This is a genomic window from Vibrio satsumensis, from assembly GCF_050337435.1.
GTDB lineage: Bacteria > Pseudomonadota > Gammaproteobacteria > Enterobacterales > Vibrionaceae > Vibrio > Vibrio satsumensis.
Window position 1 is genome coordinate 26229 of sequence record NZ_JAKJSX010000020.1, and the last position, 19318, is coordinate 45546.

Below are 19318 nucleotides of genomic sequence, written 5' to 3' on the forward strand. Positions count from 1 at the left end.
TATGACCCAAACCGTATCTTACACCTCGTTGTCTGAGCTTCTCAGCCAGGACAGAGCCCCTGAATCTATTGTTTGCTTTGACGACAACAGCGAGATTACGTGGCAAACATTTAACGACAACTTATCTCAACTCGTACAACTTTTGTCTTTATCCCCTTTTCAACGAGTCGCGATTTGTACCCAAGACAGCTACCTATTTGCGGTGGCCTTTTTGGCGAGTGCAGCAGCCAACAAACACATCATCTTACCGGGCAACTACCAGCCATGTGCGCTTGCTGAGTTAAGTGAACAATTTGATTACCTGCTAGTTGATGACTCGATTGGCGAAGTTGAGGTGAGTGACGTTCGCAATATCCAAACCTTATTGGACTCAAGCACCTCGTCAAAGCAACCTCTAATCGATAATCTCGCGACCATGGATTTGGCAGCCATCCAATTGACCCTGTTTACTTCAGGTTCAAGTGGCACACCCAAAGCGATAGATAAAACATTAGAACACCTAGATATTGAAACTGCTCAGCTAGATAAGAACTGGGGCGAATTACTCAGGGGTAATCGAGTTCACAGTACGGTCTCGCACCAGCATATCTATGGTTTGTTGTTTCGAATCTTATGGCCGCTCTGTTCTGGCGTTCCATTTGCAAGAAACAACCTTGAGTACCCTGAACAGATTCTGTCTCACGCCAATAAAAACTGTGTGCTGATCAGCAGCCCTGCTCTGCTCAAACGATTAAAGCACGAAACAAAATCTGCACAGCTTGCTGGTGTGTTCTCTTCTGGTGGCCCATTACCGACTGAGTCTGCTCACCAATCACGAAGCCTGCTTGGTCATTTACCGATTGAAGTCTTTGGTAGCACAGAAACCGGTGGTATCGCATTTCGCCAACAAGAGAGTGCCCAAACACCTTGGCAGCTTTTTGACTGTATTGAGGCTAATCTCAACAGTGAGAATTGCATTAAGTTATTGTCGCCGTACATCGACAAAAACAACTGGTATCAAACCGCCGATGAGTGCGAAATGGTCTCGGATAATCAATTTGTATTGAAAGGCCGGACCGACCGAGTGATCAAGATAGAAGAAAAACGAGTATCACTGGTTGAAGTCGAAAAACGACTAGAGCAACTGCCTTGGATAAGTGAATGCGTGGTGATTCCATTTGAAGAGCCTGAACGCTTAATCTTGGCGTCGGTTTTGGTATTATCAGATGAAGGCCAAGCCACTCTATCAACTATGAGTAAAGGTAAATTCTGGCTGATGCTGCGCACAGAGCTAAGAAAGTGGTTAGAGCCAATCGCTATCCCAAGAAAGTACCGTGTTGTCGATGAGATTCCCCTCAATAGCCAAGGTAAGCGATTAACATCTCACATAGAACAGCTAATAAAATCATAGAAACCGCTGATCGTATTTTACACTGAGATTATCTTTTTATATTTTTGTCAAAGAACCAATATTTGCCCAAGGATTCTAAGCACGCCCTATGGATAATAGAAAACCAACCGTCATTGCGGTAGACACTGTAGAAAATGAATCGACCCTGACACTTAATGTTAGCGGAGATATCACCGATTTTAAGGGACACTTCAAGAGCTTCCCAATTCTACCGGGCGTCACGCAAATTGATTGGGCACTTCATTACGCTGTCCAAGAGCTAAACGTCCCTGGTTTCTTTAAAGGCATGGAAGTCATCAAGTTCCAAGAGCCTATCCTGCCTGACGCTACAATTCAGCTATCACTCAAATGGGATGCTGACAAAAATAAGCTGAGCTTCAGTTACACCTCAAACAGCGGTGAACAGACCCACTCTTCAGGCAAAATGAAGCTGGGAGAGAAAAGTGAATAGCACTCCCGTCGAGGCTACTTCTCAGCACCAAACAAAAGAAAGCAGCTATAATGCTTGCTTCCTTATCCCGTGCTTTAACCATGGCGTAACCATGCCTGAAGTGGTGTCGTCACTCCATCATTTTGAGTTGCCGATCATCATCGTTGACGATGGCAGTGAGCTCGCGACCAAACAGTTTCTGACTCCTCTAGCGGAAAACTCACGCGTGACTTTGGTGACGCTTGAACAGAATCAAGGCAAAGGCGGCGCAGTAAAGGCTGGCATCAAGCGAGCGCAAGAGCTCGGCTTTAGTCATGCCATCCAGATTGATGCTGATGGGCAACACGACCTAGAAGCACTACCCGCATTAATCCAAACTTCGCAAGACAAACCTCAGCGCTTGATATCAGGTCAGCCTATCTACGATGACAGCGTGCCCAAGTCAAGGCTCTATGGGCGCTACGCGACACACATTTGGGTATGGATAGAAACCCTTTCTTTATCAATTAAAGACAGCATGTGTGGCTTTAGAGCGTATCCCGTCCACCAAACTCAAACAGTGTTGAATAAGTACGATGTTGGTTCGAGAATGGACTTCGATATCGAGATTTTGGTTCGCCTGTATTGGGAAGGTTGTGACATCGACTTCGTTGAAACTCGGGTTATCTACCCTGAAAACGGCATCTCTCATTTCGATGCGTTGTGGGATAACGTCAAAATCAGTTGGATGCACACGCGACTGTTCTTCGGCATGCTGCCAAGAGCACCCAAGCTGATTGCTCGCCATTTCAAATCAACGTCTGCTGAAGATGGTCAAAAACAAGATTCATCGACTGGATCAAACAACAACGAGTCAGAACAACCCCATTGGTCTCGCACTCAAGAACGCGGCACCGTAATCGGCATCAAACTGCTGTTGGCGGTTTATACCCTATTAGGTCGCGGTGTATTTAACCTGATTTTGCGTGGTGTGATGCGTTACTACCACTTAACAGGCAAGCGCGCGCGAAACGCTTCTGAACAATACTTGTTTCAATTAAAAGCCTATGCGGAACAGCAAAATATAGAGTTACCCGCTGAATTAAACAGTTATAACCATCTGCTCTCGTTTGGTCATACTATGTTAGACAAGCTGGCGGCATGGAAAGGAGACTTTTCGGTCGATAACCTGACCATTCATGGTCAAGAGCAATTTGAGAGCATGGTGGAAAATAAGCAAGGTGTGCTGATTTTAGGTTCTCACCTAGGCAACATCGAATTGTGTCGCGCTTTAGGCCGCCGACACTCGAACATTAAAATCAACGCTCTGGTTTTCACTGAGCACGCTGAACGTTTTAATTCAGTAATGAAAGCAGTTAACCCGCAGTCTGATTTAAACCTGATTCAAGTGACATCGATGGGACCAGATACGGCTATCTTATTACAACAGAAGTTGGAGCAAGGAGAATGGATCGTAATTGTTGGCGATCGAACCTCCACCAGCAAAGAGAGCCGCTCGGTATGGGCAGAGTTCTTAGGTAAGGAAGCACCCTTCCCTCAAGGTCCATTTATGTTAGCCTCTGTGCTAAAAGCACCCGTATTTTTACTGTTTGGCCTACGTGATGACTCACGAACTAAGCCGCACTTTAATGTCTATTTCGAGCATTTTAGCGACAAAATTGAATTACCTAGAAAGACTCGCGAACAATCTTTACAGCAAGTCGTGCAGAAATACGCAAACCGACTTCAGCACTACACACTGCAAGCACCGCTTCAGTGGTACAACTTTTTTAATTTTTGGACACTGAGCAAGCACCATGACGAAAAAGAATCCAAATAGCATCACTTTTGGTGCCGAATGCCTCACGATTGAGGATGTTGTCGCTATTTCACAGGGCGCAAAAGCCTCGATGAACTCAAGTAACGAGTTCACATCTAAGATTGACCGAGGTGTCGCTTTCTTAGAACGCCTGTTGAAAGAAGAAGGCGTGATTTATGGCGTGACAACGGGTTACGGAGATTCATGTACCGTAGCAATTCCACCAAACCTTGTTGATGAATTGCCATTGCATCTAACGCGCTTCCACGGTTGTGGCTTAGGTGAAATACTGTCTCATGAGCAAGCTCGTGCAGTATTAGCAACGCGTCTTTGTTCGTTGTCGCAAGGTGTCTCCGGTGTGACTCACGATCTGCTCAATCAAATCGTTACCCTGATCAACCAAGATATTTCACCGCGTATTCCGCAAGAAGGTTCTGTTGGTGCTAGTGGCGACTTGACGCCTCTCTCTTACTTAGCTGCAGCCCTGATCGGCGAGCGCGATGTTATCTACAAGGGTGAAGTTCGCCCAACCAGTGATGTCTACAAAGAGCTAGGCATTAACCCTATCAAACTCAAGCCAAAAGAAGGCTTAGCATTGATGAATGGTACATCAGTGATGACGGCACTGGCTTGTATCGCCTACAAACGCGCAGAATACCTAGCTCAGCTATCAACTAAGATCACCGCAATGGTATCTGTCGGCATGCATGGCAACGACTTCCACTTCGATGAAGCGCTATTTGCTGTTAAACCACATCCAGGCCAGCAGCAAGTTGCGGCATGGCTACGTGATGACCTGCAAGCCGACCGTCCACCACGTAACAGTGACCGCCTACAAGATCGTTACTCTCTGCGTTGTGCTCCGCATGTGATTGGTGTGGTTCAAGACTCTCTACCTTGGCTACGCCAAATGATCGAGAACGAACTAAACAGTGCTAACGACAACCCGATTATCGACGGTGACAACGAGCGCGTGCTGCACGGTGGACACTTCTACGGTGGTCATATCGCTATGGCGATGGATACGTTAAAAACTGCCGTAGCAAACCTTGCTGACCTGCTTGACCGTCAAATGGCTCAGCTGATGGACTACAAGTTCAACAACGGTTTGCCATTCAACCTAACGGGGGCTGAAGGCGAACGTAAGCCAATCAACCACGGCTTCAAGGCGGTACAGATTGGCGTTTCAGCTTGGACAGCAGAGGCATTGAAACACACCATGCCAGCAAGCGTGTTCTCTCGTTCAACAGAGTGTCACAACCAAGACAAAGTCAGCATGGGCACCATCGCAGCTCGTGACTGTTTACGCGTTCTAGAGCTAACCGAACAAGTGGCGGCAGCGTCACTTCTAGCGGGTACACAAGCGCTTGAGCTTCGTAAACGCCACAATGAGCTTGATGAGCACCACATGAGTGAGAACCTAAAGCATATTCGCGACGAAGTGCTTAAAGAATTTGAATTTATCGTTGAAGACCGACCACTTGAAGGCGATCTACGCCACTTCATTGCTCGTATTCAAAGTCAGCACTGGTCACTTTACTCATAGAGTAGCTAACCCTTTACGCAATATGTTGAGAGCGATTTATGTCTGAAATCCTTCATCCATTACAATCTGAGGTGACTCTGATTACCTCATTCCAAGATGCCGACCCGATGGGCGTGATCTATCACGGTAATTACTTCCGATTTTTTGAAGAAGTAAGGCGCATCATGATGGATAAGATTGAGTACAACTACCATGAGATGAAGGACTCAGGCTACATGTGGCCGATCATCGACACGCGTGTAAAGTACATTAAGGCGATACCGTTCAATCATCAGATCAAGGTATCGGCCAAGTTGACTGAATGGGAAAACCGCCTGCGTGTTGACTACGAAATTCACGATGCCAACACAGGTGCTCGCATGACACGCGCCCACACAATGCAGGTTGCGGTGACCATTGAAGAACAAGAGATGTGCTTCGCTTCACCGAAAGTGTTTACAGATAAAGTCGAGCACTGGCACCAGTTTGGTTGCTTACCCCAATCAACTGAGCAACAACCAAGCGACCAACAATCAGACCAACCTCAAGTATCTAACACACAGCAGCAGGTGAAACATGAGTCTGTTTAAACGCAGTCGCAAACACATCAGCATCGCACTACTAGGGCTTGCCTCAATGATGGCGAGTAGTTTTGTTATTGCTAATGAAAGTACATCTACGGTTGGTTCTATTTCAGAGCTACAAACCGTGTTAAGCGCAAACAACATAGTGCGTGGTGAGTTCACCCAAACGCGCAACATGGAAATGTTCGCCCAACCTTTGACATCGCAAGGTACATTCCTGTTAGACAAATCAAGTGGCCTACTCTGGACACAAACAACGCCGTTTCCTGTGAGCTTAGTGCTCACTGATAATAAGTTGAGCCAAAGATTTGCCGATCAACCCGCGAAAATCATCACCGATAAAGAAAACCCAATGGCATTTTATTTCAGCCATATCTTCTTGTCAGTGTTTCATGGAGACACGCAAAAACTTCAAGAACAGTTCGCACTCGATTTTGAGCCCGAAACCACTACAAACACTGATGAAAGTGCAAACGCAAGTTCACAAGACACACGATGGACACTCACTCTAAAGCCGAAAAGTGCTCCGATGAACGCGGTGTTTGAAGCCATTACGCTGCAAGGTAAAAATGATATTGAACGTATTGAGTTGAGAGAGATTCGTGGAGACAGCACGGTGATCGAATTTAGCCAATTAAGCCATCTACCGGAAGTATTATCAGATGCTGAAGCGCAACAATTCCAACTCTAGTCTGGCCTTTGTTTGGCTTGTTATCGTAGTGCTATTTAGCGGATTGTTAATAAAACAATTCGCTTTTTCTTCGTCGGTACCGATTGAAAGCAACATTCTAAAGTTACTACCAGAAAACCAGCAAGACCCAATGGTAGAGCAAGCCTTTCAGCAAATATCCAGCTCGATGAGCGAGCAAGTAGTGTTTATCATCAGCGCCCCCGACATCGAAAAAGTCATGACAGCGGCTGACGCTTTTGAAAAAAAACTCAATCAAAGAACCTTCTCAAGCCAGCCAACTCTGTTTAAGAAAGTTCAAGGGAAAATCAACGCCAGCACTCAAAGCCAGTGGAGCGATTTCTATTTTCGTCACCGAGCTCAACTTCTGACCCAGCAACAAAAAGAGACGCTGACACACTCGCCGGATTCGCGAGCTCAATACGTCATTCAGTCTCTGTACAATCCGTTCTCAGGCGTGACTGCAGCCGAACTGTCGATGGATCCATTTCTACTATTTCGCGACTACATCAGTGCTGTTGGCGTTCAATCAAGTAACTTTGTTCTGAAAGAGGGATACCTCACCGCTCAATCTAATGAGCAAACTCATATTTTGGTGACGGCTACACTGGCTGGCTCGCCTTATAGCTTGGCGATTCAAGAGCAACTTCCCGATCTTGATTCAATTGAGCGCGAAGTCGAAAAACAATTTGACATCAAAGTGCAGCATACCGGTGTGGTGTTCTACGCCAATTACGGTACCGAAAGCGCGAAATCAGAAATCAGTACTATTGGTTTGGGCTCATTAGCCGGTGTTATTTTATTGGTGTGGTTGACGTTTCGTAGTGCCCTACCACTTGCCTTATCCTTACTTTCAATCAGTACCGGCTTATTGGTCGCGCTGGCAAGCACCGTCGCTATCTTCGGCAAGGTTCACCTATTTAGTTTGGTGTTCGGTGCCAGCTTGATTGGCGTATCCATCGACTACTCTTTCCATTACCTAACCGATCGTTTGGCGGCTGGTAATCAATGGCAAAGCGACAAAGGGTTGAAACATATTCTCGTTGCGATCACCTTGGGTCTGATCACCAGCTTGATTGGCTACCTAGGTCTGTTGGTGGCGCCTTTCCCAGGCTTACAGCAACTTGCTCTTTTTTCGTCGATTGGACTTATCGCAGCTTACGCCAGTGTGGTGTGTTGGTATCCGGTTTTAGCGGCAAAACCAAGCCAAGAGCGCCCACTTCCCCTGTCGAAGCTTTGGCATGCTTGGTTAAGTATCTGGAACAACCAAAAATTTAGAATTGGCTTACCATTAACGGTAACTGTCGTTAGCTTGATATCACTCAGTCAAGTTCGTTACGACGACGATATCCGCCAACTTCAGGCGATGCCAGAGCAACTAAAACAGCAAGAGCAAGCCATCACTGAGATATCAGGGCTAGGCAATGGTCAAAATATGCTCCTGGTGACCGCAAAGAGTGATCAAAAGCTACTCAAAAAACTGGCAGAAGTTACCACGAGCTTAGATTCCCTAGTCGATCGACAAGGTATCTCCGGATATCGTAGCATCAATCAGCACTTGTTAAGCAAGCAAGAACAACATGATAACTACCAATTGGTTGAACAACTCTATAACCAACAAAGCCATATCTTACAAAACACTTTAGGTTGGCCTAGCTTTCCAGAATTACCGAAGTTCGAAGCAATTACGGTATCTGGATTTTTGGGGTCTCCAGTCTCAGAGCCTGTTCGACCACTTTGGTTAAACCCAATCGACGGCCAAGCAGCATCGGTCATTTTGATCAAAGACGTCACAAACTCAGAGCTGTTCTCTCAATGGCTCGATTCAAGCTTTGCTCAGCAACAAGGTGTTAAATACCTCAATAAAGCCGATGAAATATCTGCTCTCTTTACGGAATACAGAGTCAAGATCACAGAGTTATTATTGATAGCGTTGGCGGCCATTGGGATGGTTTTAGGCTGGCGTTATGGTGTGAAGCAAAGCCTATTAATGCTGTTGCCTTCATTAATTGCAGGCGTAGCAGGTTTAGCGGTCACTGGCATTTTAGGTTCAACGTTGAACCTGTTTAATCTACTAGGCTTGATTCTGATTTTAGGGATTGGCATCGACTATACCTTGTTCTTTGCAGAACAGAGAAAATCGCTCAGTACCTTGCTCGCTATTAGCTTATCCGGCCTCACGACGCTGCTTTCGTTTGGCTTACTGTCGCTGAGTCAGACTCACGCCATTCATAGCTTCGGGGTGACGGTTCTGACAGGGATTTTTGTTGCGTGGCTTCTTTCCCCACTCGCGATCAACAGTGGCAAAAGCGTAGAACGACCAACCTCTCGAGAGGCTTATAGATGATCAAAACAATCAAGATAGCGCTCGCCGTTGGATTGGGCTTACTACTCAGCGCTTGTTCGATGGTGTCTCAACAGCCTACAGGCGCAAGTGTCGCAATCGACAAAGACACCGAGCTAGCCTTGCCGCTGCCTGCTGAACTGGGGTACTCATTTACAGCAAGCCAGCTGATCAGCGCAACATGGCAAGACGATACGCAGCAACTGCCTGTTCAAGTCGAAGTCACACCAGATAAAGTCGTGTTAGCGGGTTTTTCCTCTTGGGGAACGCGCATCTTATCGCTGCAATACCAGAACCAAGCCATTGAGACTCAAGTTCTGTCCGGTCTTGGCGCAACCCTGCCGCAACCTGAGCAAGTGTTATTTAATTTAATGCTGACTCTATGGCCAATTGAAGCATGGGCTCAGTCTCTGCAAGGCATAGGTTGGCATTTGGTCGATACAGATAACAGCCGCACAGTGTTTAATGACAAAAAGCAGGCAATCATCCGAATTGATTACCAAGCCGAACCGAATACACACAAAACGGCAGGCAACATTGTTTTTAAACATTTGACCCAAGGCTACACCATTACTATACAAACGTTGGATTCAACGATTGTCGATAACCCAAGTAAGAGCTAAACACTATGCCTATTTATATCCAAGACTGTGGTTTCCACTCAGCGCTAGGCTCAAGTATTACTGACATTCATAGCTGCCTAAAAGGCGAATGTGAACCAAACATGGTTGAAGTGAGCGATATGCTGAACGACGGCAAACACACTGTCGTTGGCAAAATTGCAGGTGAGCTACCAGAGGTTCCATCCACTCTGGTGAAGTATGCCACCCGCAACAATCAACTGGCGTTATCAGCTCTCAACCAAATCAAAGATTCTATCGAACTTGCCAAGGCACAATTTGGCGCAGACCGTATTGCTGTTGTTATCGGCACCAGCACCTCTGGGATCTCCGATGGTGAAGCGGCCTTCAAACAAAAACTGACAAACGGTGAGTTTCCAGAAGATTACCATTACTCAAAACAGGAGCTTGGTGACACTTCTGAGTTCGTTAGCCAATACTGCGCGTTAACGGGGCCAAACTATGTCATCTCTACGGCTTGCTCATCCAGCGGTCGCGTGTTTCTGACCGCCCAGCGCTTGTTAGATTCAGGCATGGCTGATGCCGTATTAGTAGGTGGTGTGGATACCTTGTGTAAGCTGACACTCAATGGTTTCCATGGTCTTGAAGCCCTTTCAACCAAACATTGTAAGCCATTTAGCGAATCTCGAGATGGCATCAATATTGGTGAAGCAGCAGCATTTATGTTGCTCAGTAAAACCAAGATCAAGCGTGTTCATTCTACTCAAAACACACCTCAAATTGCCCTATTAGGCTGTGGTGACAGCTCCGACGCACACCATATTTCAGCGCCCCACCCAGAAGGAAATGGCGCGGAACAAGCGATGAGAAAAGCGTTAGATTCTGCTCAATTACAAGCAGAAGAGATCGGTTATATAAATGCCCATGGCACCGCAACGCCACTCAATGATTCAATGGAAAGCAAAGCCATTCATCGTATTTTTGCAAACAAGGTTCCCGTTAGCTCAACCAAGCCGCTCACAGGGCATACTCTTGGAGCCGCAAGTGCGATAGAGGCTGCAATTGCATGGCATATTTTGAAATACGACTTACCGCTTCCCTTACAAAAATGTCAGGATAAAGCTGAAGATATTGAGATTGATTTGGTAAACTGTTCCCAGAAACTTAAAGTAAAGAATATCTTAAGCAACTCGTTTGCTTTTGGTGGTAACAACATTAGCCTGATTTTTGGTGTAGTAAATGACTGATATCCCTTCTGTAGACCAACTTCTTCCTCACGATGATCCGATGATATTAATCGATCGTGCTATCAGCGTAGAGGCGTTGTCGATCCACTGTCAGGTCGATATTGGTGACCATAATCTGTTCTTTAATGCCGAATCTCAAACGGTCCCAGCTTATGTTGGCATCGAGTTTATGGCGCAGTCTGTAGCGGCGTGGTCTGGATACCATGCAATCAAAAACGGCACCACTCCCCCTATCGGCTTCCTGCTCGGTTCTCGTCGCTACAAATCACTGTGTGATGAGTTTACTCAAGGTCAGACCCTTGACGTCTATGCCGAACAGCTTATGGAAGACAGTGGCATGGCCGTGTTTACTGCCAGAGTGGAAGACCAAGGCGAGTTGGTGGCTCAATGCCAGCTCAACGTCTACGTGCCGACCGAACAAAAATTACAAGAAATGAAAACTAGGAGCCCATCATGACCCGTCAGGTTTTAGTCACCGGTGCCAGCAAAGGCATTGGTAAAGCGATCGCTATTCAACTCGCGAAAGACGGATTTGAAATCGCCGTTCATTACATGGGTGACAAGCAAGGCGCTGAAGAGACATTGCAGTCGATCACCGAACTGGGTGGTGCTGGGCGTCTTATCCAATTTGATATCAGCAACCGCAGCGAATGTCGCAAAACGCTTGAGTCTGATATTGCTGAACATGGCGCTTACTATGGTGTAGTGAACAACGCAGGCATTACTCGCGACACTGCATTCCCTGCCATGACAGAAGAAGAGTGGGATGGCGTGATCCATACCAACCTAGACAGCTTCTACAACGTACTTCACCCTTGTGTAATGCCTATGGTCCAAAAGCGCAAAGGCGGCCGCATCGTCACTCTAGCGTCTGTATCAGGCATCATGGGTAACCGCGGACAAACTAACTATGCTGCAGCGAAAGCTGGTGTGATTGGCGCGACTAAGTCTCTTGCTCTAGAACTCGCAAAGCGCAAGATCACCGTAAATTGTGTCGCTCCAGGCTTAATCGATACCGGTATGGTTGACGAGCACGTGAAAGATCATGCACTTCCTCAAGTACCACTGCGCCGAATGGGTGAGCCAGAAGAAGTAGCAGGACTAGTGAGTTACCTAATGTCTGATATTGCAGGCTACGTTACTCGCCAAGTGATTTCAGTCAATGGAGGCTTAGTATGACCCGCCGCGTTGTTGTAACCGGAATGTCTGGCGTTACCGCCTTTGGTAACGACTGGCAGCACATCGAGCCAAAGCTAAAGGCCTGTGAAAATGCGACTCAATATATGCCAAGCTTCGAGCAATATGACGGTCTCAACACTAAGCTTGCAGCGCCTATTGATGACTTTCAACTACCTAAACACTACAAGCGCAAGCAAGTACGTGGCATGGGGCGCGTATCACGCCTAGCCACTGTTGCTACTGAGAATGCATTGGAGCAAGCAGGCTTGATTGGCCATGATGTACTGACCAATGGCGAAACGGGTATTGCTTACGGCTCTTCAACCGGCAGTACCGATGCGGTTGGTGCGTTTGGCGTGATGCTGAACGAGAAATCGACACGAGCGATCACGGCGACAACCTACGTACAAATGATGCCACACACTGCTGCGGTAAACGTAGGTCTGTTCTTTGGACTGCGTGGCCGTGTGATTCCCACCAGCAGCGCTTGTACTTCTGGAAGCCAAGCCATTGGTTACGCCTATGAAGCAATTAAGCACGGCTACCAAACCGTGATGGTTGCCGGTGGTGGTGAAGAACTATGTCCAACTGAGTCTGCCGTTTTCGATACCCTTTTTGCTACCAGTTTAAAAAACGACACACCAGAAAAATCCCCTAGCCCTTACGACAGTGAGCGCGATGGCTTGGTTATCGGTGAAGGTGCTGGCACGCTTATTCTTGAAGAATATGAACATGCAGTCGCTCGTGGTGCAAAAATCTACGCTGAGATCATCGGTTTTGCCAGCAACTGCGATGCAGCCCATGTGACCCAACCTCAGATGGAAACCATGCAAATATGTATGGAGAAAGCACTAAGAGATGCACAGCTTCCTGCTGAGAAAATTGGCTATGTTTCTGCGCACGGAACGGCGACTGAAAAAGGTGATATTGCAGAGAGTAATGCGACGGCGAATATTTTCGGAGAAGTGCCAATCAGTTCATTGAAAAGCTACTTCGGCCATACGCTTGGCGCATGTGGTGCAATTGAAGCTTGGTTAAGCTTGGAGATGATGCATTCCGGCTGGTTCAGCCCAACCTTAAACCTTGAGAACATCGACGAACGCTGCGGCAAACTCGATTACATTACAGGTTCTGGTCGCGCATTGGATATTGAATATCTGATGAGCAACAACTTTGCCTTTGGTGGCATTAACACATCTATTATCTTCAAAAAGATTTAAGTTTATTTATTAGACAAAACTCAAGACAAATAAAAAGGGTCAGTAACCAAGTTACTGACCCTTTTTTGATTCTAGCAATCGCTCAATTAAGCGTTAGCTTCACGCTCAGCGATGAACTCAAGAGCCATCTTGATACGAGCGATTACGCGATCTTTACCAACAAGCTCCATCACTGCATCAACAGAAGGAGACTGACCACCGCCTGTTACTGCTACGCGAAGTGGCATGCCGATTTTACCCATGCCAATCTCTAGTTCTTCACATACTGCTGCAATCACACCATCTTTGATGTTTGCAGTAGTGAAATCTTCAAGTGCTTCAACCTTAGCAAGAGCAAGCTCTAGTGGGCCTTTAGCAACACCACGTAGGTGCTTCTTCGCTGCGCCAGCTTCAAACTCAGAGAAATCTTCATAGAAGTAACGAGATTGCTCAGCAAGTTCGATAAGCGTGTTACAACGCTCGCCAACTAGCTTGATCACTTCAGTGATAGCTGGGCCGTTTGTTGTATCGATCTTCTGTGCGTCTAGGTGCCATTGCAGGTATTTAGCAACGTACTCAGGCTCAGAAGTCTTGATGTAGTGGTTGTTCAACCAAAGTAGCTTATCAGTGTTGAATGCAGAAGCAGACTTGCTGATAGCGTTCAGGCTGAAGAATTCAATCATCTCTTCTTGAGAGAAGATCTCTTGGTCACCGTGAGACCAACCTAAACGAACTAGGTAGTTGTTTAGTGCATTTGGTAGGTAACCTTCGTCGCGGTATTGCATTACAGAAACAGCACCGTGACGCTTAGAAAGTTTTGCACCGTCATCACCAAGAATCATTGCACAGTGAGCGAAAGTTGGAACTGGCGCGCCTAGTGCTTCATAGATGTTGATTTGACGAGGTGTGTTGTTGATGTGATCTTCACCACGAACAACGTGTGTAATCCCCATATCCCAGTCATCCACAACCACTACGAAGTTGTATGTTGGTGCACCGTCTGTACGACGAATGATTAGGTCATCAAGTTGGCTGTTCGCGATTTCAATGCGACCACGGATTTGGTCATCAAATACTACGCTGCCTTCTTTTGGGTTACGGAAACGGATAACACATGCATCACCTTCTTTTGCTGCTTCGTTTGCTGCAACAATTTTAGGGTGGTTCGCATCGTAACGAGCCATTTCTTTGTTTTCTTCTTGCTCTGCACGAATTTCATCAAGCAGTTCTTTAGACGCGTAGCATTTGAATGCTTTGTCTTCAGCAAGTAGCTTATCAACCATTTCGTTGTAACGGTCAAAACGCTTAGATTGGTAGTAAGGACCTTCGTCCCATTCCATACCCATCCATTGCATGCCTTCTAGAATTGCATCAACCGCTTCTTGAGAGTTACGCTCAAGGTCCGTGTCTTCGATACGTAGAACGAATTCACCACCTTGATTCTTAGCGAATAGCCAAGAGTAAAGTGCAGTACGTGCACCACCAACGTGAAGATAGCCAGTTGGGCTAGGAGCAAAACGAGTTTTAACCGTCATTTAAATACCTTGATTATGTAGGTGATTCTTTTAGTGATCGCTATTACAAAGCCTGCAGCAGACAAATATCACTAAATTTTGGGCGCTATTTTATCACCACCGCTTAAATCTACAATCAGTAGTGAATGATTAATGTGCTGATCTTGTGCGAAAGCGATTGTAGAAAGGCTAAATCCAGCTTCGAAGTCGAAAATCTACAGCCTGTAACCAATAAATAAAAACCACGCTTTACTTTAGTTCCCCGCGTATCCACAAACGTAACTCACTCATTTATATTCTACTAAGATCAAATTCTTGAATTTATGTTTGACCTTACCCTTACGGGAAGGTTTATGTTAGGCGTAGATGAGAATTGGAGTATCGATATGAATCACTACGCAACCGCGCTCAACGGCCTAAATTGCATGGGTTGTGCAAAGAAAGTCCGCACACTGTTTGGCGATCTCAACAACACGACGATCAATGACATATCGCCAACCTACATCGATATTTCGACTCCTTCTAGTTACATTCAGCTCAACGAACAGTTAGCAACGCTTGGCTATTCTATGGGTAATCAGCTGCACCTTTCGCTATCCGGCCTCAGCTGCGGAAAGTGTGTGAGCAAACTGACTCAAGCGCTTGAACAAACCGAGCAAACCTCAAACCTAGAAGTCAGCAAACAGGAGCTATCACTGGTTACTCTGCTTTCTGAATCCGAGGTTATTGAGCTGGTCGAAAGCGTGGGTTATCACGCAGCTCCCTACTCTGAAACGAATGACCTTTCATCGAGTTCAGATTTAGAAGAAGATAAAAAACTGGCGCCTACAGAAGCAACTTTAACTGAACCCGTTGCCAGCCAATATACCTATCACCTTGTTCTTGAGGGAATGACGTGTGCGAGTTGCGTTTCTTCGGTCGAAAAAGCATTGAAAAAGAATGAGTTCGTCGACCAAGCACAGATTAACCTTGCAGAGCAGACTGCCTTGGTTTTCACCTCTCAAACAAGAGACATCATTGAAAACGCTCTAATCAAATCGGTGAAAGCTGCAGGTTATGGCGCCGAGTTTGTCGACGATGCAGCGACTCAACAGCAAAAACAACAAGAACAGCAACTTCGCACTCAAAAGGCCTTCCTGAAAAACTCAGTGAGCGCACTACTGCTTGGGGCTCCGCTGATGGTATGGGGCATATTCGGTGGCAGCATGACCATTGCTACACTTAGTGACCAACTGGCTTGGGGCTTCATTGGTGTGATCTGCCTAGTGCTACTAGCCACCTCTGGGCGGAGCTTCTTCACTAACGCGTGGCAATCACTGATGCACAAACGCGCTACCATGGACACACTCGTCGCTCTAGGTACAGGCGCAGCATGGTTCTATTCAATGTTGGTTGTGCTGATTCCATCATGGTTCCCAGAAGCCTCTCGCCATGTCTACTTTGAGGCTAGTGCGATGATCGTTGGCCTTATTTCTTTGGGTCACTACATTGAAGCCAAAGCCAAAGCTCGCACCACGAAATCGCTACAGGCACTGATTAACTTACAACCTCAAAAAGCGGTGGTCATCGTCGATGGCAAAGAACAAACCATTGCTGTAGAAGCTATCCAAGTCGGCATGCAAGTACGCGTCAAACCGGGAGAAAAAGTGCCAGTTGATGGTGTTGTGGTATCTGGTGAGTCTTACATCGATGAATCGATGCTGACCGGTGAACCACTTCCCAACGTTAAATCGGTGAGTGATGGCGTTTCTGCGGGCACCATTAATGGCGATGGTAGCTTAATTATTGAAGCGACGGGGATTGGCTCAAGCACCATGTTAGCTCGAATCATTCAGATGGTTCGCCAGGCACAAAGCAGCAAACCTGCGATAGCGAAACTTGCCGACTCTATTTCTGCCGTGTTCGTGCCCGTTGTGGTCGCAATCGCAGCTGTTGCCGCCCTAGTTTGGTTTTTTGTTGGCCCACAACCCAGTGCAAGCTACATGCTTGTGGTATCGACTACCGTGCTGATCATCGCTTGTCCATGTGCCTTAGGCCTTGCGACACCACTTTCAATTACTGTCGGCGTTGGCAAAGCCGCTGAGTTTGGCGTTCTGATCAAAGATGCCGATGTGTTGCAATCTGCAAGCAAAATTGATGCTGTCGTGTTTGATAAAACAGGCACTCTAACCCAAGGCAAGCCAACCGTTCAGCAGGCCTTTTATGGCGATTTATCAGAGCAAGAACTGCTGGCGTACGCTTATTCGGTAGAGGTAGGGTCAGAGCACCCCTTAGCCAAAGCCGTTTGCCAATATGCAGAGAGCTTACAGATTTCAGCACTACCCCATAGCGAGTTCGAAAACCAACGAGGGCTTGGCGTACAAGCAATAATTAGCGGCAAGAAGGTTCAAGTCGGCTCACTTAAGTACCTCTCCCAACTCGGTATTGAAACTGAAATCGGCGCAGACTTTATCGAGCTTTGTCGTACACAAGCATGGACACCCATCTTCGTAGTCATCGATCAAAAACTGGAAGGTATATTTGGCATTTCAGACGCATTAAAAATAGATAGCAAACAAGCCATTGCTCAACTAAAATCCGCCGGAATTCACACCGTGCTATTAACAGGCGACAACGATTCTGTTGCTCAAGCGATTGGCAAAAGCGTCGGTATTGATGAGGTTATCTCGGAAGTACTACCAGAGCAGAAAGCTCAACATATTGTTCAGCTTCAACAACAATATAAGAATGTGGCTATGGTTGGAGATGGCATTAACGATGCGCCAGCGCTTGCTCAAGCTGATATCGGTATCGCGATGGGCAGTGGCAGTGATGTTGCGATTGAAAGTGCGCAAATGACGCTACTCAACTCGTCGCCCTTATCTGTCAGTAACGCGATAGAGCTGTCCCAAGCGACCGTGAGAAACATGAAGCAAAACCTCTTTGGCGCCTTCATCTATAACTCACTTGGTATTCCTATCGCGGCCGGTGTGCTCTACCCATTTTTCGGATTTCTACTAAGCCCAGTCGTTGCAGGCGCAGCGATGGCGATGTCGTCAATTACAGTAGTGAGCAATGCCAACAGGCTGAGATTGTTCAAGCCCACTCATTCTAATATCAATAAAAACCATATTCATGAGGTTAACCATGATTCGTAAAGTTATGACTCTTACAGCACTCGCTGCAATTTCAGGACAAGCTTTAGCTACTGATGTTCTAAACCACAAATCACCATACTGCGGCTGCTGCACAGAATGGACTGAACATATGCGAGATGCTGGGTTCGATGTTACAGAGAAGCTCCACGATGACATGAATCCTATCAAACAGAAATTGGGGATAACGCCAGAGCTAGCCTCTTGCCACACAGCAGAGATCGATGGTTACGTATTTGAAGGACACATTCCGGCTGATGATGTTAAAGCCTTTTTAGAAAACCCGCCACGCAATGCAATTGGCTTAGCAGTTCCAGGTATGCCAATGGGCTCACCGGGCATGGAGTATGGCGATAAGAAAGACGAGTATTCTGTGTATGCGTTTAATGAGAAAGGTCAGGTATTTGAATACCGTCATTACGATGGTAATTAGAGCGTAAAGAAACCGGCACAAAGCAATATTTAAGAAGTTATAAAAATAGAGCCTAACATTAAGTAAACCCAAGACTGTGGTTTACTTGCTAGGCTCTTTGCTTTTGGACAGTAAAGCAAATCTTGTCGCGGCACCAACCGGGCTGTTGGTACCGCTATGTTTTCGTCGCTAGTTAACAAAAAAGCTAATTAGCAAAGAAGCTCACTTAGCCAATAATCTAATCGACTAAACAGCCAAGTGAATCAGCTTAGAAGCCGTAAGAAGCACCGAATACGAATGCGTTGTTAGCGTTGTCAGCTTGGTTACGGTACTCAAAGTAAGGTTGAACGCCTTGACGAGTCCATGTCGCACGAAGCTCGTGGTCCATTGTGTTATCAGCATCGCTGATTACGTATACGTTGTTGTAGCTTAGAGCTAGCTCAGCGTTTACTGCGTAACCGATACGGTTGTCAAAACGAGTTTGATCGTCAGCTTTGCTATCTTCCATAGCGTGGTAACGAGTACGGTTGCTAATAGAGATACCGTTATCGAAGTTGTAACCGATCTTAACCAATGGACGGTACTGAACCGTTTCACCGTTGTTTAGTAGGTGGTGGTAACCCGCAGCAACCCATAGGTTGTCATTGATGTTGTACATCTGCTCAACACCTAGAGTGATGTATGGAGAGTTACCTAGACCGCTGTCTTGGATTGCGTCATTGTCGTACTTACCAAGAGAGATACCATCGAACTCTGTTAGTAGTGTTGTGCCTGAATCAAACGTGTGGCCCGCTTCTAGAGTTGACGTCGCGTTTGGTTGGAAATCAGAGTGAAATTGAACGTTACCTGTAACGTAAGAAGAACCAGCAAAAGCACTAGAAGCGAAAGCAAGAGAAAGAGCACTTAGAGCGATAATTTTTTTCATAGTAAACTGCCTTAGTTTGATTTTTTCAGCGGCATATCTTCGGTACATCATTCACCTTCACCGCTTGAGTAGTTGGTCGCCTCCCTGGCATGAAATCTATGTTGCTCGAATTAATTTGCGTTTCAAAATAAAAGAACAGACAGAGTGATCTCTCTCACTATCAAAAAAGAACAAGTTATTTAATTCATTAAAATCAAAAACTTAAAAATATAAAAATTGATAAAAAACTCAAGATGGAAAAACGTACAGATCGGGATCACATTATTTTACGGTGCGAAATTAGATTCAGTTAATTGAATCACACCTGATTTAGAGTTTTTTATGAGGGACTTATTTTTTGAAGAGAATAATGAGAAGCGCGTCACTTT

At 46.1% G+C, this 19318-nt stretch carries 16 protein-coding genes; 14 read left to right on the forward strand and 2 right to left on the reverse strand.

Annotated features, from left to right (window positions below; translation table 11 throughout):
* The first annotated feature begins 1 nt into the window (after window position 1).
* The 12 genes from L4C44_RS21485 (at window position 2) to L4C44_RS21540 (ending at window position 12986) form a co-directional block, all read left to right on the forward strand.
* On the forward strand, window positions 2–1390 hold the full coding sequence (locus L4C44_RS21485) for an AMP-binding protein (RefSeq protein WP_428805680.1): 1389 nt from the start codon (window positions 2–4) through the stop codon (window positions 1388–1390).
* A gap of 88 nt (window positions 1391–1478) precedes the next feature.
* Window positions 1479–1841: an ApeI family dehydratase gene (locus L4C44_RS21490; protein ID WP_146492334.1), complete on the forward strand. Its 363-nt coding sequence runs from the start codon at window positions 1479–1481 to the stop codon at window positions 1839–1841.
* Window positions 1834–3639: a glycosyltransferase family 2 protein gene (locus tag L4C44_RS21495; RefSeq protein ID WP_428805681.1), complete on the forward strand. Its 1806-nt coding sequence runs from the start codon at window positions 1834–1836 to the stop codon at window positions 3637–3639. Before L4C44_RS21490 ends, L4C44_RS21495 begins: the two co-directional genes overlap by 8 nt.
* Window positions 3617–5164, forward strand: coding sequence for an HAL/PAL/TAL family ammonia-lyase (locus L4C44_RS21500; RefSeq protein ID WP_372384559.1), 1548 nt, complete (start codon window positions 3617–3619; stop codon window positions 5162–5164). The genes L4C44_RS21495 and L4C44_RS21500 overlap by 23 nt, the downstream gene beginning before the upstream one ends.
* 38 nt (window positions 5165–5202) lie before the next feature.
* A complete protein-coding gene (locus tag L4C44_RS21505; protein WP_017093402.1) occupies window positions 5203–5733 on the forward strand; it encodes an acyl-CoA thioesterase in 531 nt (176 codons plus the stop codon).
* Window positions 5720–6418 carry a LolA family protein gene (locus L4C44_RS21510; RefSeq protein ID WP_146492337.1) on the forward strand — a complete coding sequence of 233 codons (699 nt, stop codon included), beginning with the start codon at window positions 5720–5722 and terminating at the stop codon, window positions 6416–6418. Before L4C44_RS21505 ends, L4C44_RS21510 begins: the two co-directional genes overlap by 14 nt.
* Entirely contained in the window at window positions 6390–8762 is a 2373-nt protein-coding gene (locus tag L4C44_RS21515) for an MMPL family transporter (protein ID WP_428805682.1), read from the forward strand. The genes L4C44_RS21510 and L4C44_RS21515 overlap by 29 nt, the downstream gene beginning before the upstream one ends.
* Window positions 8759–9382, forward strand: a complete 624-nt coding sequence (locus L4C44_RS21520) for a DUF3261 domain-containing protein (protein ID WP_428805683.1) — start codon at window positions 8759–8761, stop codon at window positions 9380–9382. The genes L4C44_RS21515 and L4C44_RS21520 overlap by 4 nt, the downstream gene beginning before the upstream one ends.
* A gap of 5 nt (window positions 9383–9387) precedes the next feature.
* Window positions 9388–10587: a beta-ketoacyl-[acyl-carrier-protein] synthase family protein gene (locus L4C44_RS21525; protein ID WP_428805684.1), complete on the forward strand. Its 1200-nt coding sequence runs from the start codon at window positions 9388–9390 to the stop codon at window positions 10585–10587.
* The gene (locus L4C44_RS21530) at window positions 10580–11044 is read left to right on the forward strand and encodes a hotdog family protein (protein WP_146492341.1); all 465 of its coding nucleotides are present in this window, start codon (window positions 10580–10582) and stop codon (window positions 11042–11044) included. Before L4C44_RS21525 ends, L4C44_RS21530 begins: the two co-directional genes overlap by 8 nt.
* Window positions 11041–11766: a 3-ketoacyl-ACP reductase FabG2 gene (locus L4C44_RS21535; RefSeq protein WP_048659793.1), complete on the forward strand. Its 726-nt coding sequence runs from the start codon at window positions 11041–11043 to the stop codon at window positions 11764–11766. Before L4C44_RS21530 ends, L4C44_RS21535 begins: the two co-directional genes overlap by 4 nt.
* Complete coding sequence (locus tag L4C44_RS21540) at window positions 11763–12986, forward strand: beta-ketoacyl-ACP synthase (protein ID WP_146492342.1); 1224 nt, start codon at window positions 11763–11765, stop codon at window positions 12984–12986. The genes L4C44_RS21535 and L4C44_RS21540 overlap by 4 nt, the downstream gene beginning before the upstream one ends.
* A gap of 86 nt (window positions 12987–13072) precedes the next feature.
* Here the strand turns inward: L4C44_RS21540 and gltX are convergent, their stop codons facing one another.
* Window positions 13073–14500 (reverse strand): glutamate--tRNA ligase, encoded by a 1428-nt coding sequence (gene gltX, locus L4C44_RS21545; RefSeq protein ID WP_136994714.1) that lies wholly within the window; start codon window positions 14498–14500, stop codon window positions 13073–13075.
* Between the two features lie 332 nt (window positions 14501–14832).
* Here gltX and L4C44_RS21550 point away from each other — a divergent pair, with 332 nt between their 5' ends.
* Window positions 14833–17616, forward strand: coding sequence for a heavy metal translocating P-type ATPase (locus L4C44_RS21550; RefSeq protein ID WP_428805685.1), 2784 nt, complete (start codon window positions 14833–14835; stop codon window positions 17614–17616).
* Window positions 17606–18046, forward strand: a complete 441-nt coding sequence (locus L4C44_RS21555; protein ID WP_428805686.1) for a DUF411 domain-containing protein — start codon at window positions 17606–17608, stop codon at window positions 18044–18046. The genes L4C44_RS21550 and L4C44_RS21555 overlap by 11 nt, the downstream gene beginning before the upstream one ends.
* Window positions 18047–18293: 247 nt before the next feature.
* Here the strand turns inward: L4C44_RS21555 and L4C44_RS21560 are convergent, their stop codons facing one another.
* Entirely contained in the window at window positions 18294–18950 is a 657-nt protein-coding gene (locus tag L4C44_RS21560) for an oligogalacturonate-specific porin KdgM family protein (protein WP_019824160.1), read from the reverse strand.
* Window positions 18951–19318: the final 368 nt, after the last annotated feature.

Excerpts from the sequence above, each read along its gene's own strand:
- L4C44_RS21485 (WP_428805680.1), top strand. The coding sequence starts at position 2 with ATGACCCAAACCGTATCTTACACCTCGTTGTCTGAGCTTCTCAGCCAG.
- L4C44_RS21490 (WP_146492334.1), top strand. The coding sequence starts at position 1,479 with ATGGATAATAGAAAACCAACCGTCATTGCGGTAGACACTGTAGAAAAT.
- L4C44_RS21500 (WP_372384559.1), top strand. The coding sequence starts at position 3,617 with ATGACGAAAAAGAATCCAAATAGCATCACTTTTGGTGCCGAATGCCTC.
- L4C44_RS21505 (WP_017093402.1), top strand. The coding sequence starts at position 5,203 with ATGTCTGAAATCCTTCATCCATTACAATCTGAGGTGACTCTGATTACC.
- L4C44_RS21510 (WP_146492337.1), top strand. The coding sequence starts at position 5,720 with ATGAGTCTGTTTAAACGCAGTCGCAAACACATCAGCATCGCACTACTA.
- L4C44_RS21515 (WP_428805682.1), top strand. The coding sequence starts at position 6,390 with ATGCTGAAGCGCAACAATTCCAACTCTAGTCTGGCCTTTGTTTGGCTT.
- L4C44_RS21520 (WP_428805683.1), top strand. The coding sequence starts at position 8,759 with ATGATCAAAACAATCAAGATAGCGCTCGCCGTTGGATTGGGCTTACTA.
- L4C44_RS21525 (WP_428805684.1), top strand. The coding sequence starts at position 9,388 with ATGCCTATTTATATCCAAGACTGTGGTTTCCACTCAGCGCTAGGCTCA.
- L4C44_RS21530 (WP_146492341.1), top strand. The coding sequence starts at position 10,580 with ATGACTGATATCCCTTCTGTAGACCAACTTCTTCCTCACGATGATCCG.
- L4C44_RS21535 (WP_048659793.1), top strand. The coding sequence starts at position 11,041 with ATGACCCGTCAGGTTTTAGTCACCGGTGCCAGCAAAGGCATTGGTAAA.
- L4C44_RS21540 (WP_146492342.1), top strand. The coding sequence starts at position 11,763 with ATGACCCGCCGCGTTGTTGTAACCGGAATGTCTGGCGTTACCGCCTTT.
- gltX (WP_136994714.1), bottom strand. The coding sequence starts at position 14,500 with ATGACGGTTAAAACTCGTTTTGCTCCTAGCCCAACTGGCTATCTTCAC.
- L4C44_RS21550 (WP_428805685.1), top strand. The coding sequence starts at position 14,833 with ATGTTAGGCGTAGATGAGAATTGGAGTATCGATATGAATCACTACGCA.
- L4C44_RS21555 (WP_428805686.1), top strand. The coding sequence starts at position 17,606 with ATGATTCGTAAAGTTATGACTCTTACAGCACTCGCTGCAATTTCAGGA.
- L4C44_RS21560 (WP_019824160.1), bottom strand. The coding sequence starts at position 18,950 with ATGAAAAAAATTATCGCTCTAAGTGCTCTTTCTCTTGCTTTCGCTTCT.